This window comes from Undibacterium sp. Di26W, assembly GCF_049340265.1.
Classification (GTDB): domain Bacteria; phylum Pseudomonadota; class Gammaproteobacteria; order Burkholderiales; family Burkholderiaceae_D; genus Undibacterium.
On the sequence record NZ_JBMPOR010000002.1, the window covers coordinates 340,822 to 354,433 of the forward strand.

Consider the following 13,612-nt stretch of genomic DNA (forward strand, 5'->3'; position numbering starts at 1 on the left):
TTCGATGAAGCTGTGCTTGCTTGAAAACGCTGTCAGCCCACCCACACGCGCGCATTGCGAAACATGCGCATCCATGGGGAATCTTCACCCCAACCATCTGGATGCCAAGAATGCAGAACCGAGCGGAATACGCGCTCTGCATGCGGCATCAATACCGTAAAGCGTCCATCTTCATTGGTGACCGAGGTAATCCCAAGGGGTGAACCATTTGGGTTGTAGGGGTAAGCTTCCGTCGCCTGACCTGCATTATTGACAAAGCGCATGGCAACCTGTGCCTTGGCAATATCGCCCGTCGTAGAAAAGTCAGCAAAGCCTTCGCCATGGGCAATGGCGATAGGCGTTTGCGTGCCGGCCATACCCTGGAAGAAAATGGATGCAGAGTCAGCCACTTCCACCATGGCAAAACGGCCTTCGAACTGCTCGGACTTGTTCTTGGTGAATTTAGGCCAGGCTTGTGCGCCAGGGATGATGGATTTCAGATTACTCATCATCTGGCAACCATTGCAGATACCCAGGCCAAACGTATCATCGCGGTGGAAGAATTGCGAAAACTGTTCAGACATCATGGCATTGAACAAAATGGTTTTTGCCCAGCCCTCACCTGCCCCCAGCACGTCGCCATAAGAGAAGCCACCGACGGCGATCAAGCCCTTGAAATCGGCCAATTTTGCACGGCCAGCGATCAGGTCACTCATGTGTACGTCCACCGCTTCAAAACCGGACTTATGCATGACATAGGCAGTTTCGATATGTGAATTCACGCCCTGCTCACGCAGGATGGCGACCTTGGGACGCACGCCCGTGGCAATGAATGGCGCTGCCACATCTTGCTGCGGGTCGAAACTCAACTTGGGTTGCATGCCGGGATCATTGGCATCAATGATGCGTGCATATTCGGCATCGGCACCGGCTGGGTTATCGCGCAGGCGGGCGATTTGCCAGCTGGTTTTGCTCCACAACTGGTGCAATGTGGTTCTTGGCTGTGAATAGATTTGTTTGGCGTCACGGGTAAATTCGATGATGCCGCCATTGTTTGGCTTGCCAATGATATGGCTGCAAGCACCCAGATTGAAACTACGCAAGACATCCATGACTTCTGAACGTTGCGCAGTACGCACCTGTATCACTGCACCCAGCTCTTCATTGAACAAGGCGCGCAGTGTCATGTCGTTGCGACGTTCAGACACCTGGCTGGCCCAGTTCTTGGCATCGCCCTGGTCTGCCGCATGCTCACTATCCATGGTCAGAATATCGAGATTGACAGACAAACCAGCACGACCGGCAAAGGCCATTTCACACAGGCTGGCGTACAGACCACCATCAGAGCGGTCATGATAAGCCAGCAATTTATCTTCGCGATTCAATTGCTGAATAGCGGCAAAGAAGGCTTTGAGGTCTTCTGCGCTGTCGACATCCGGCGCGTCGTTGCCGAGTTGCTGCATGACTTGCGCGAAGCAGGAAGCCCCCAGGCGATTCTTGCCACGGCCGAGATCGATCAGGATCAGGCTGGTATCGCCCTGATCCAGGCGTATCTGCGGTGTCAGCGACTTGCGCACGTCGTACACCGGTGAGAAGGCAGAAATAATCAGCGATACCGGTGACGTCACGGCCTTGCTTTGCCCCTCATCCTTCCAGGTGGTGCGCATGGACAAAGAGTCTTTACCTACCGGGATACTGATACCCAGCGCCGGGCACAATTCCATGCCGACGGCTTTTACCGTATCAAACAGGGCGGCATCCTGACCAGGCTGGCCACAGGCGGCCATCCAGTTGGCCGACAGTTTGATATCCGACATATCATTGATCGGTGCGGCAGCGATATTGGTGATGGCTTCACCGACAGCCATACGGCCCGATGCGGCAGCATCAATCACAGCCAGCGGTGTACGTTCGCCCATGGACATGGCTTCACCCAGATAGCCTTCCAGGCTCATGGTAGTCACGGCGCAATCCGCCACTGGCACTTGCCATGGGCCGACCATCTGGTCACGCACCGAGGTAGCCCCAACCGTACGGTCACCGATGGTGATCAGGAAGGATTTATCAGCAACGGTGGGCAGGCTCAGGACACGCTCTGCGGCGACTTGCAAAGTGATGCCTGTCAAATCAATTTTCGGGAAATCATTGCTGACGTGGGCGACGTCCCTGTGCATTTTTGGTGGCTTGCCCAGCAAGACATTCATGGGCATATCGACTGGCGAAGTATCGTTTTGCGGGTCGATGACGCGCAACTGACGTTCTTCAGTCGCTGTACCAACAACAGCAAACGGGCAACGCTCACGCTCACAGAAATGACGGAACAGCTCCAGGCTTTCTGGGGCAATGCCCAGGACATAACGCTCTTGCGATTCATTGCTCCAGATTTCTTTCGGGGCCATGCCGCTTTCTTCCAGCGGCACTTTGCGCAAATCAAACAGGGCACCACGCTTGGCGTCATTGGTTATTTCCGGGAAGGCATTCGACAAACCACCGGCACCGACGTCATGGATGGACAAAACAGGATTATCATCACCCAACTGCCAGCAGGAATTGATGACTTCTTGCGCGCGGCGTTCCATTTCAGGGTTGCCACGCTGCACAGAATCAAAATCCAGATCTGCCGTATTGGTGCCGGTTGCCATCGAAGACGCTGCACTGCCGCCCATGCCTATGCGCATGCCCGGGCCACCCAGTTGTATCAGCAGGCTGCCCACCGGCAGATCATTCTTTTTGGTGTGCTTGTCCGAGATATTGCCTATACCACCGGCAATCATGATGGGTTTGTGATAGCCATATACCGTGCCGCCGACGTTTTGTTCGAAGGTACGGAAATAACCACCCAGAACAGGGCGACCAAATTCATTATTGAACGCCGCACCACCCAAAGGGCCTTCTATCATGATTTGCAGCGGCGAGGCGATACGGTCTGGCTTGCCATAGACTTCGGCACTGGCTTTTGCAGTCAGGCTATCACCGGTGTTTTCCCAGGCCTGGCGTGCGCCTGGCAACATCAGATTGGAAACAGTGAAACCAGTCAGGCCCGCTTTTGGCCTGGCACCACGACCGGTGGCACCTTCATCACGGATTTCGCCACCAGCGCCGGTAGAAGCACCCGGGAACGGAGAAATAGCGGTTGGATGATTATGGGTTTCCACCTTCATCAGGGTATGCGTCAGTTCTTCTGTGACCTGATATACCTGGTCTTTACCGGATGGGAAGAAACGATTGACGACCGCACCTTCCATGATGGAAGAATTATCACTGTAGGCAACGATGGTGCCTTTAGGTTGCAGTTCGTGGGTATTCTTGATCATCTGGAACAGGGATTTGTCCTGTTTCTGACCATCAATAGTCCAGTCTGCATTGAAAATCTTGTGACGGCAATGTTCGCTGTTTGCCTGGGCAAACATCATCAGTTCAACGTCCGTAGGATTACGTTTGGCTACGGTAAAGGCATCAACCAGGTAATCAATCTCGTCATCTGACAAGGCCAGGCCGAGTTCGCTATTGGCATGCAACAGGGCAGCCTTGCCACCTTGCAGCAGGTCGACATGTTCCAGCTCTTTGGCGACCAGCTCAGAAAACAGTGCCTGCGCCTGCTGTGCATCAGCCAGCACCATTTCTGTCATGCGGTCGTGCAAGAGTGCTGCTACCTGTTCACGACTGCCATCAGCAAGCTTTTTGGCACCGCCCAGCAAACCCGTCTTTACCTGCACATAGTAAATAATGCCGCGTTCCAGACGGTGGATATGCGTCATGCCGCAATTGTGGACGATGTCCGTCGCCTTGCTGGCCCATGGAGAAATCGTGCCAAAGCGCGGGATCACGACAAATACATCCCCTTCACTGCTGGCGGCAAATGCATCGCCGTACACCAGGAGAGCGTTCAGGCGATCAGCGTCTTCCTTGACCAGTTCAGATGCCGTATCGACAAAATGCACAAAGCGTCCGCTGACGCCGACAATATTGGCATCGACAGCTTGCAAACGAGAGAGAAGACCGGAGGTACGAAAAGCAGACAGGGCGTTGGAGCCTGGCAATATCAACATGGTGAGCGAGGTAGTTGAGGCAATGTACACAAAAGCTGCGATGTACATATGCTGGTTGGATCAGAAAGCGAGATTATACCTTGATGCCCAAGCCGACTCCAAACGCAGGCGACAAGATTTCGCCCTCAGCACCCAACTCAATTCACAAACAAAGTGCTATGACCGATTTTTTTACCGTTTATGAATTTGGATGCATACTTCTTTTCATTAAAATGCGGCAAATCCTCATCCAGGACGATGATACTGACTTTTTTCTCATCAGAAATCTTGTCAAACATGGTGTCGGTGACAACAATTTCGTTTTTATGCAGCTTGTTACCCCAAAACAGGTCGTTGCTGCGACTGTCAATAATGCGTACCGGCTGCTTCAGGTAAAACGGCAGGGAAGACTGGTTTTCAAAGACCCGGTATAAAAATACTTCACTTTCGTTCTTGTTACTTTGCAATTCAAGCGCCATGGGCTGAGTTGATGTCCAATCGGAAGATGCCTGTAAAACACCGATTGCGGTAAACAATATCATTGCCGGCAATGCCACAAAAGGCAGCAGGCCAGTGCGCGGATAACGCCACACCAGCACACCGATACCGGCACTGAGTACCGTCATCACGACCAGGCACCAGTAAACATAATGCATGCCGCCCATGCCATAAATGCTGAGGGTTGCCAGCCATGCACCCTTGCCGCCATCGGCCCACCAGGCCAGCGCAGCAAAAATCCCGGCCAGCACCAAAGCCACCAGTCCGCGAGCCCAGGCACTACCCATGGCCCTGTCTTCCAGCGCGAGCGCCAATTGCAGGGCCGCCAGCGGCATCACCACCACCAGATAATAATTGGCCTTGGCGCTGGACAGGGAAAAGAACAATACTGGAATAATCCAGGCACAACTCAAGAAACTGCGCAATGACCTGGGCGTCGGCTGCACAGCTTTCACAAACAACAAGAGCGGCAGGAAAAATGACCAGGGAAACAGGTAAATGAGCATCCTGGGCAGGTAATACCACCAGGCACCGGCATAGTAATCATGTGGCTCGCGCTTGCCCAAAAAACGCAGTACATGCTCATTGATGAAATAAAACCAGGCAAAAATCGGTTCGGCCATGATGGCGGCAATATGCCAGGGCGCAGCAATCAGGAAAAACAACCCCAGCCCGCGCCAGTTCAGCCAAGTGGCCAGTCGCACAAAAAAATCCCGCAGCGAAGTCGATAGCAAGATGGTGTAGGCAAAAGTCACAATACCGAACAGAATAATCGCAACAAAGCCCTTTGCCAGCAAAGCAAGGGCAAGAAAAGCCATGGACCAGTACAAGCGCTTCTTTTCACCGGAAATGCTATACAAATAGCCTGACATCAATGCCCCCGTCAACATCACGGTCAGTAACATGTCAAACATCAGGGTACGCGACATGGCGATCACGCCCAGACCGCTGATAAACATCAGTGCAGCGAGTTTTGCTGCATTCGGGCGTGCGATCTGGCGCCCAAACCACATCATCATGCCGACACAAGCCAGGGCAGACAGCGCCGGCACCAGGCGTGCCGCCCATTCATGCTCGCCAAACAGGGCAAATGAGAAGGCCGTCAGCCAATACAGCAATGGTGGCTTTTCCATGTAAGCCAGACCATTCAGGTGCGGGATGATCCAGTTATGCCAATCGCCAGCCGCCAGCATTTCCCTGGGTATTTCGGCATACAGGCCTTCATTATTGTCCAGAATCGGGTAGGCACCCAAACCATAGGCAAGAAAGAAAAAAGCCAATAGCCACACCAACCAGGCAGGAATATCCGGCAGTTGTACTTTCTGGCTAGGCTGAACAAAACTCATAAAGACAATAAACTTATTGATCGGTGCGAGCGTATTCTACGCATCTTCAAAATTGTTTTTTGGAAAAGTAACGATTATTCAAACACTTGAGTCAAAACAAAAAAAAGACAAGCAACATGCTTGTCTTTTTATTGCACTCAAGGAAATAATCAAGCGGCAGAAGCAACATTCTTCGCCCACACCAGCGATGCCATGTGCGCGGCATTCAAATCGGCAGGGCTAATTTTCAATGACTCTGCCAGCGAACCGACCAGCATGCTATTGAGTTCACATGCTTCCGCCAGGGCCAGGAAAGGACCATAGGTGCCGCCACGGGAAATCAGGGCTTCGGTCACGACTTCAGGCAACTGTACGGTGGACAGCACTTCTTCCATCGAGATTCCCAATAACCTGTCCAGCAGAGAAAACATACCTGCTACGAACAGGTTTTCAGCTTCACTCTTGGACATCTTGCCCTGCCCCAGCGCTTCAGCCAGGCGACCACGGACAATTGCAGTCTCCAGCAGCACAGGCGAATAGCCACTGGTACTGGCCGTTGCCAACAACACGGTCAGCCAACGGTACAAGGGGCTGTATCCCAGCATTTGCACCGCATGTTTCAGCGACTGCACTTCGGTTCTCAGGCCAAAACCTGCAGAGTTAATATAGCGCAGTAACTTATAGGCCAGCGTGGCATCACGTTTGACGACAGCTTCCAGTTGCTGGATGTCGGCATTTTTCCTGACCATTTCCATCAATTGCAAAATGGTGGTTTGTGCGGTATTCAGAGTTTTGGGCGCACTGCTTGGACGCGGTGTCAAATGCAGTTTGCCGACAAAACTATCAAGGCCCAATGCGGAACAGGCATCAAAATCCTGCCAGGTCATGATGTTGCGGGCAACCATACGCACTGTCGATTGCTTCAGTGCCGCATAGACTTTGGCCTGGGATGCAAAATTGGCTGCATTCAATTGCACTTCAAGATGGGTGATCAGGGCAAAATAAGAACGCTCCAGCGTTGTTAATTCTGCACCACGCAAGCAAATACCAAACCCAAGCTGACGTAATTCAGTCACTACCGCCAGTGTTTCAGGGTTGGCGAAATACTTTTTATGCAAAATCAGGACGGTGTTTTCTGCCGGCAGCAGCTTTAAGCCCCGTGCGTGCAACAACTCTGGCACGGCTTCGAGGAACAGCAGGCTGTCACCGAGTAAAAAACCCTTGTCATCATCATGCAGTTCCTCAGCGACAAACTCCATGAGTTCGCTCAGGCTTTCTGTACTCGATTCAATATCCTGATTAGGCTGCTGCCAAGAAAATTGAAATCCGATTACCCGCTGTTTGGGATCAAGTAATGGTTCCCTGACAATGAAGCTCGCTTCGATCATTTTATCTAGTATGTATGTTAATTAGGAATGAAACAGTCAGAACCCAAGGCTATCAAGCAAATCATCCACTTGCCCCTGATTTGCCACTACCTCGGTATTTCCTTCCGGATTGATTTGCGGACCATTCAACAGTCCATCTGACATGTCCCGCTTGACTTCATCAGGCGAGTAATCTATCAGCAGTTGCACCAGTTGCTGCTCGAGACTCTGAGCCAGTTCAGTTACTTTCTTGATGACCTGCCCAGTCAGATCCTGGAAATCTTGCGCCATCATGATATCCATCAGATGAGACTTGGTTTCCACACTGTTTTCACTGGCCATTTTCAGATAAGCCTGCATCTGCTGCGCAATGTCCTGATACTGCGCAGTTGATACAGACGCTGACTGCATCACCGTCAAAGCCGCACTCAGCGTTTTGGCTTCTGAATCCAGTGTTTCTTGCAAGGGGATGGCAGCATCAGTTGCATTCAACACCCGCTGCGCCGCCTTTTCAGACATTTTTGCAACATAGTCCAGCCGGTCACGTGCGTCAGGAATACCTTCTGCTGCCTTTTCCAACAATTTATCCAGGCCCAGACCACGCAAACTATCGTGCAACAGCCTGGTCATGTGCCCTACTCTATGCAGGAGGTCATCTTGTTCAGTACTTTGACTTATGTTCTGACTCATGTTTTCCCCCGTTGAAAACTGATGGTCTTGCTATTTCCCCAGTTTTTCAAAAATTTTGGTCAGTTTTTCGTCCAGGGTAGCAGCCGTGAATGGTTTCACGACGTAACCGTTGGCACCCGCCTGCGCAGCAGCAATGATGTTTTCTTTCTTCGCTTCTGCCGTTACCATCAGTACCGGCATTTTCGACAAAGCTGGATCGGCACGAATATGCTGCAACATGGTCAAACCATCCATATTTGGCATATTCCAGTCTGAGATGACAAAATCGAAATCACCATTCTTCAACTTTGCCAATCCCATTGCACCATCTTCTGCTTCATCGACATTGGAATATCCCAATTCTTTAAGCAAATTCCGCACTATGCGACGCATAGTAGAAAAGTCGTCAACTACTAAAAATTTGAGATTTTGATCGGCCATGAATTACTCCACTATTTCTTTAAGGACAGTTATTAGCATTATCGGACAAATTTACATAAAACGGTGCTGAAATTGCAGTAAAGCATTAAATTCTACCTTAATGCATCAAACCCTCAAAGCTCTGCTGCCATGAGTTGCCAGGTAATGCAGGATCTTGGTGGGCAATTCATTCAACGGGCCAACCTCATGGGTGGCACCAATTGCGATTGCTTCACGCGGCATACCAAATACTACACAACTTGCTTCGTCTTGGGCAAAATTGTACGCACCGGCATTTTTCATCTCCAGCATACCCACTGCGCCATCCTTGCCCATACCGGTCAAAATAACGCCAACCGCATTTTTACCGGCATAGACTGCAGCAGACTTGAATAACACATCCACAGAAGGCCTGTGCCGGTTCACCGGCGGCCCCTGGTCAAGCTGGGTGACGTAATTGGCACCACTGCGCCCCAGCAACAGGTGGGAATGCCCGGGCGCTATATAAGCATGCCCTGGCAATACCCGCTCGCCGCCGCTGGCTTCAGAAACTGAAATCTTGCACAAACCGTCAAGTCGCTTGGCAAATGAGCGGGTAAAGCCTTCCGGCATGTGCTGGGTAATCAGGATACCCGGACAATCTGACGGCATTTGCACCAGGAAGTTCTTGATCGCTTCGGTCCCACCTGTCGAGGCACCGATAATAATTAGTTTTTCACTACTTGTCAGCGGATTTCTAACCGGTGGCAATACCCCGCCAGTAGCCTGCGTACCACCTGCTGGCGGCAGGCTGCGTGGACGGATTCTGGCCTTGGATGCGATCCGGATTTTATCGGTGATCAGTTCGGTATATTCCAGCATGCCGCTCTGGATGGACAACTTGGGCTTGGTGACAAAATCCACCGCGCCCAATTCCAGTGCACGCATGGTGATCTCCGAACCCCGCTCTGTCAGGGATGAGACCATGATGACAGGCATGGGCCGCAAGCGCATGAGGCGCTCCAGAAAATCCAGGCCATCCATTTTGGGCATCTCCACATCCAGCGTCAGTACATCCGGATTGGTCTGCTTGATCATCTCGCGTGCCACCAGGGGATCAGGGGCCACACCGACGACTTCCATGTCGGGCTGGCTGCCAATAATCTCGCTCATGACGCTGCGTATCAGGGCCGAATCGTCAACAATCAATACTTTAATTTTCATTACAAAATACTCCGCAATCAGAGGTGCCTGGCAATCAGTGCCGGGCATCAATACAGTGACTAAAACAGGTCCACTTCACCACCAACCGAGGTAGTCTTGAGCCTGCTTGCATAATCCTGTTCACGCCTTCTGAGGGTATCGTTATGTTCTACTTTCAATTTCTTCACTAAAACTTTGCCTGTCCTTGGGAAGAAATAGACTTTACGCGGGTAAATATCATTAAGATCTTCAGCAATCACGCGCATTCTTTCTGCGCGCAGGTAATCCAGTACAAACTTGGCATTCCGCTCACCGACATTGATGGCGGTGAAACCACGCAGGACATTGCCACCACCAAATACCTTGGCTTCCATGTTTTCACGCTTGGCCCCGGCTTTCAGGAGTTCATTGATCAACACTTCCATCGCATAGGTGCCGTAGCGCATGGATGCAGATACCGGATTATCGGCATCACCACCACTATCCGGCAACATGAAATGGTTCATGCCACCGACCCCGGACACCCGGTCACGTATGCACGCAGAAACACAGGAACCCAGCACCGTGACAATCAGCATGTCCTTGTTCGTGAAATAAAATTCACCGGGCAGGATTTTGGCGGCATCGCAATCAAACGTCCTGTCGTAATAGACGTTCGTGGCAAAATGCTCTTCACTTAACTGGCTCATGGATTGCCCTTCTGCAGATGACGCGATGCTGTTCTGGTTCCTGAAGCAAGGGATTTGGCCAACTCATACACCGTCTTGCCTCTGAGCTTGAAATCATCTGACACGTATAGAAAATTCTCCGAATGGCCGGCAAACAACAGCCCATCTGACTTCATCAAGGGAACAAATTTCTTCAAAATCTTGCTTTGGGTAGGTTTGTCAAAATAGATCATGACATTCCGGCAAAAAATCGCATCAAATTCGCCGCTTAAAGACCAACTGTCTTCCAATAAATTCAATTGTTTGAAAGTAATCAGGTCGCGTAATTCAGGTCTGACACGCACCAGCCCCTCCTGCGCACCCTTGCCTTTTAAAAAAAACTTTCTGGTTCTTTCTGCCGACAGTTTTTCTATGCGGTCCAGGTTATACACCCCGCGTGAAGCCGTCTCCAGGACATTCGTATCAATGTCAGTGGCGATGATATGTGCCGGCGGTTTTAGTGTGCCAAATGCTTCGCACAAGGTCATCGCGATGGAATAAGGTTCTTCACCGGTGGAACTGGCAGAACACCAGATATTGACCGCTTCTTTTTTTCCGGCAACATGCGAGGCAAGTATGGGGAAATGATGCTCTTCCCTGAAAAATGAGGTCAGGTTGGTGGTGAGCGCATTGGTAAAGGCTTCCCACTCCGAATCGATCTCCTGATTTTCAAGGCTATCCAGATATTCTGAAAATGAATGGATTCCTGTTGCGCGCAAACGACGCGCCAGGCGGCTGTACACCATTTCCTGTTTGCTGTCAGCCAAAGAAATACCGGCTCTTTTGTATATCAGGTCTCTGACACGATCAAAATCACGTGCATTGAAAGAAAATTCTTTTGAACTGTCAGACCTGTTTTTGTCGATGGATTTCGTCATTCAATACCTTCCCTAACTCTCACCATCATCTTCAGAAGCGTATGCACCATTTCTGCACGAAATCTAATTAACACAATACACCATGAAGAATTAGTTCCGGGCTAAAAACTGGCTGCGACATTAAAAATTATGTGTCTTTTGTCTGCTTCAACCACACTGAAGCAGAGCAAGGCTTCCTTCGATCAAAAACCAACTACATGTCAAAACTCTTCCCAGTCATCTTCATTGCGTTTGCTGGCTTCGGCCGCCTGGCGGCCTGGCCCGGATGTCGGTCTGGCTGACTCTGCTGCTTTAGCAGTAGTAGCAGCGGTCCGTGGCAATGCCTTGACTTCCTGACGGGCAGCGGCTGCAACCTTGGCTGGCGGGGCCTTGCTGACGGTAGGTTTAACCGTATGATTTGTAGCGGCCTGCAATTTGAAGACGCTGACCGCCTCAGCCAGTGCCACGGCCTGTTCTTCCATGCTTTCTGCCGCTGCCGCTGCCTGCTCTACCAGGGCGGCATTCTGTTGTGTCATTTCATCCATCTGGGTAATCGCCAGATTCACCTGTTCTATGCCTGAACTTTGTTCCTGGCTGGCTGCAGTGATCTCGCTCATGATGTCGGCCACATGCTGGACGCTGGTGACGATTTCATCCATGGTCTTGCCGGCTTCATCCACCAGCCTGCTACCCTGGTCCACCTTGTCGACCGAATCACTGATCAGGGATTTGATTTCCTTGGCGGCGCTGGCACTGCGTTGTGCCAGATTGCGTACCTCAGCTGCCACCACGGCAAAACCACGGCCCTGCTCACCTGCCCTGGCGGCTTCCACCGCTGCATTCAGGGCCAGGATGTTGGTCTGGAAGGCAATCCCGTCGATGACGCCTATGATGTCGACAATCTTGCGTGAACTTTCCTTGATGGAACCCATGGTGCTGACCACCTGCCCCACCACGGCACCGCCTTTGACTGCAACACCTGATGCCGATACCACCAGTTGATTGGCCTGCCGTGCATTGTCGGCATTTTGCCGGACGGTGCTGGTCAGTTCTTCCATGGAACTGGCAGTTTCTTCCAGCGAACTGGCTTGCGATTCGGTGCGACTCGACAGGTCGGCATTGCCAGAGGCAATTTCTCGCGAAGCCACGGTAATGGTTTCAGTACCGACCCTGACCTGCCCTACCGTGGCAGCCAGATTGTCATTCATGTTTTTGAGGGCCTGCAACAGCGAAGCCACTTCATCATTGCCGGATACACTGACCTGACTGCGCAAGTCACCATCAGCAACAGTCTCTGCCAGGCCCAATGCTTCTTGCAAAGGCTGGGTAATACTGCGCGTAATGGCCCAGGCGAACAGGGCACCAATTGCCAGCGCAGATACCAGAATAATGTACAGCCACATCGTCAGCTTGGCACCGGCGGCAGCCGAGGTTTCAAATACCTGCTTGGTAGCGACATCCTGCAAATCGACCAGCCGGTTCATTTCAATAATGGATTTGGAATTCAGCGGATCGATCACGGTAGAAATAATTTTCACCGCACCTTCTGCATTAAAGGCCAAAGCCTGGCCGACCGCATCTTTAAAAGGTTTTTCTATTTCCTTGTCGAGTTTTGCGATGTCACCAACAATTTTTTTTTCTTCGTCATTCAAGCCCAGCGTGGACAGTTTTTCTTTGGCGTCGTCGTATTTTTTGCGCTGCGCCTTGACCTTGCCTTCTTCTTTCTGCATTTCGCCAACATCCGACTGAATGCCGATATTACGCATCGCAATACCGCCTTCCAGCAAGGCGCTTTTCATGTTGTTTGCCAATACCTGTTTTTGACTGGCGAGAGTCAAGCCGTCCACCATCACCTTGCGGTTATTCCCGCTGAGGGCATTGACGAATAAGATAACGGTAATCAAACCCGCTAAAATAATGGCAAAGCCTGTCCCCAGTCGAGTCCCGATCTTAAAATTTCTAAGGTTCATCGTGTCTCCTCTTCCTTCTTTATTGGCTTCTATATTGTTATTTATTTACCCGATGCCATCATAGAAAACGCCTACAAATTACATTACGCAGCGGCGGCATCCACCAAACCCATTTCCGGACTGGACATGAGCTTGTCGATATCCACCAATATCAGCATCCTGTCATCCAGGGTGCCCAGCCCGATCAGGAAATCGGTGCTGAAAGTAGTTCCCATTTCGGGCGCCGGCCTTACCTGTTCCGGTAACAAGGTCGTCACGTCAGACACGCTATCCACCACCATGCCGACAATCCGTCCTTCAATATTCAGGATAATCACGACCGTGAATTGATCATAGGTAGGCGTACCCAGGTTGAACTTGATGCGCATATCCACGACAGGAACAATAATGCCGCGCAAATTGATGACGCCTTTTAAAAACTCTGGTGCATTCGCGATGCGTGTAACGGCTTCATAACCGCGTATTTCCTGAACCTTGAGGATGTCAATGCCGTATTCCTCATTACCCAAGGTAAAAGCCAGAAATTCATGTCCGGCAATATCAGTTTTACTACCGCCGTTATGTGAACTACCGTCAGCACCCGCTTGTGAAAATTGCGTCATTTCTTTTT

At 51.1% G+C, this 13,612-nt stretch carries 10 protein-coding genes; all 10 read right to left on the reverse strand.

The window, feature by feature from the left end; all coding sequences use genetic code 11:
* Nucleotides 1-32: 32 nt before the first annotated feature.
* Nucleotides 33-4,028: a phosphoribosylformylglycinamidine synthase gene (gene purL / locus ACO0LM_RS03950; RefSeq protein WP_423034653.1), complete on the reverse strand. Its 3,996-nt coding sequence runs from the start codon at nucleotides 4,026-4,028 to the stop codon at nucleotides 33-35.
* Between the two features lie 137 nt (nucleotides 4,029-4,165).
* Nucleotides 4,166-5,851 (reverse strand): ArnT family glycosyltransferase, encoded by a 1,686-nt coding sequence (locus ACO0LM_RS03955; protein WP_423034523.1) that lies wholly within the window; start codon nucleotides 5,849-5,851, stop codon nucleotides 4,166-4,168.
* Between the two features lie 149 nt (nucleotides 5,852-6,000).
* Nucleotides 6,001-7,089 carry an EAL and HDOD domain-containing protein gene (locus ACO0LM_RS03960; RefSeq protein WP_422986901.1) on the reverse strand — a complete coding sequence of 363 codons (1,089 nt, stop codon included), beginning with the start codon at nucleotides 7,087-7,089 and terminating at the stop codon, nucleotides 6,001-6,003.
* 165 nt (nucleotides 7,090-7,254) lie between these two features.
* Entirely contained in the window at nucleotides 7,255-7,887 is a 633-nt protein-coding gene (gene cheZ, locus ACO0LM_RS03965) for a protein phosphatase CheZ (RefSeq protein ID WP_423034525.1), read from the reverse strand.
* Between the two features lie 30 nt (nucleotides 7,888-7,917).
* Nucleotides 7,918-8,307: a chemotaxis response regulator CheY gene (cheY, locus tag ACO0LM_RS03970; RefSeq protein WP_110253727.1), complete on the reverse strand. Its 390-nt coding sequence runs from the start codon at nucleotides 8,305-8,307 to the stop codon at nucleotides 7,918-7,920.
* Between the two features lie 105 nt (nucleotides 8,308-8,412).
* Nucleotides 8,413-9,489: a protein-glutamate methylesterase/protein-glutamine glutaminase gene (locus tag ACO0LM_RS03975; RefSeq protein WP_423034527.1), complete on the reverse strand. Its 1,077-nt coding sequence runs from the start codon at nucleotides 9,487-9,489 to the stop codon at nucleotides 8,413-8,415.
* A 59-nt stretch (nucleotides 9,490-9,548) separates the two neighbouring features.
* A complete protein-coding gene (cheD, locus tag ACO0LM_RS03980) occupies nucleotides 9,549-10,157 on the reverse strand; it encodes a chemoreceptor glutamine deamidase CheD (protein ID WP_186951606.1) in 609 nt (202 codons plus the stop codon).
* On the reverse strand, nucleotides 10,154-11,053 hold the full coding sequence (locus ACO0LM_RS03985) for a CheR family methyltransferase (RefSeq protein ID WP_422986908.1): 900 nt from the start codon (nucleotides 11,051-11,053) through the stop codon (nucleotides 10,154-10,156). Before ACO0LM_RS03985 ends, cheD begins: the two co-directional genes overlap by 4 nt.
* Nucleotides 11,054-11,253: 200 nt before the next feature.
* Nucleotides 11,254-13,002 (reverse strand): methyl-accepting chemotaxis protein, encoded by a 1,749-nt coding sequence (locus ACO0LM_RS03990; protein ID WP_423034529.1) that lies wholly within the window; start codon nucleotides 13,000-13,002, stop codon nucleotides 11,254-11,256.
* Nucleotides 13,003-13,085: 83 nt separating this feature from the next.
* On the reverse strand, nucleotides 13,086-13,604 hold the full coding sequence (locus ACO0LM_RS03995; RefSeq protein ID WP_422986912.1) for a chemotaxis protein CheW: 519 nt from the start codon (nucleotides 13,602-13,604) through the stop codon (nucleotides 13,086-13,088).
* Between the last annotated feature and the right edge of the window lie 8 nt (nucleotides 13,605-13,612).

Excerpts from the sequence above, each read along its gene's own strand:
- cheY (WP_110253727.1), bottom strand. The coding sequence starts at position 8,307 with ATGGCCGATCAAAATCTCAAATTTTTAGTAGTTGACGACTTTTCTACT.
- ACO0LM_RS03990 (WP_423034529.1), bottom strand. The coding sequence starts at position 13,002 with ATGAACCTTAGAAATTTTAAGATCGGGACTCGACTGGGGACAGGCTTT.
- cheD (WP_186951606.1), bottom strand. The coding sequence starts at position 10,157 with ATGAGCCAGTTAAGTGAAGAGCATTTTGCCACGAACGTCTATTACGAC.
- ACO0LM_RS03985 (WP_422986908.1), bottom strand. The coding sequence starts at position 11,053 with ATGACGAAATCCATCGACAAAAACAGGTCTGACAGTTCAAAAGAATTT.
- ACO0LM_RS03955 (WP_423034523.1), bottom strand. The coding sequence starts at position 5,851 with ATGAGTTTTGTTCAGCCTAGCCAGAAAGTACAACTGCCGGATATTCCT.
- ACO0LM_RS03960 (WP_422986901.1), bottom strand. The coding sequence starts at position 7,089 with ATGGAGTTTGTCGCTGAGGAACTGCATGATGATGACAAGGGTTTTTTA.
- purL (WP_423034653.1), bottom strand. The coding sequence starts at position 4,028 with ATGTTGATATTGCCAGGCTCCAACGCCCTGTCTGCTTTTCGTACCTCC.
- ACO0LM_RS03995 (WP_422986912.1), bottom strand. The coding sequence starts at position 13,604 with ATGACGCAATTTTCACAAGCGGGTGCTGACGGTAGTTCACATAACGGC.
- cheZ (WP_423034525.1), bottom strand. The coding sequence starts at position 7,887 with ATGAGTCAGAACATAAGTCAAAGTACTGAACAAGATGACCTCCTGCAT.
- ACO0LM_RS03975 (WP_423034527.1), bottom strand. The coding sequence starts at position 9,489 with ATGAAAATTAAAGTATTGATTGTTGACGATTCGGCCCTGATACGCAGC.